The organism is Ulvibacter sp. 2305UL32-6, from assembly GCF_058148545.1.
In genome coordinates this window covers 1-240 of record NZ_JBYVKA010000099.1, presented here as the reverse complement: position 1 = coordinate 240, position 240 = coordinate 1, and the positions used below count along the sequence as shown (strand labels likewise).

1 protein-coding gene is annotated in these 240 nt (G+C 29.6%); it reads left to right on the top strand.

The window, feature by feature from the left end; all coding sequences use genetic code 11:
• Window positions 1-36: 36 nt before the first annotated feature.
• Window positions 37-240: hypothetical protein (locus ACY2RU_RS17880; RefSeq protein WP_490139847.1), on the top strand; the 204-nt coding region annotated here is incomplete at its 3' end.

Genomic DNA, 240 nt, shown 5'->3' with positions numbered 1-240 from the left:
TTATACAAACACGTTAGCACCAATTTTTAAAAAAAAATGAATCCGAATACTTTGTATGACATAAGATATAGAACTACCTTGATTGTCTTCACTGTTCTAATATTTCAAATTGTTGGATGTAAACAGCTACCTGAAAAACCTGAAGAGACTGAGAAATTGAGTAAAGTCAATTTCCATCATGTTCATCTAAATGTTACAGACAGAGATTCAACTATTGCATATTATCAAAAATACTTTGGT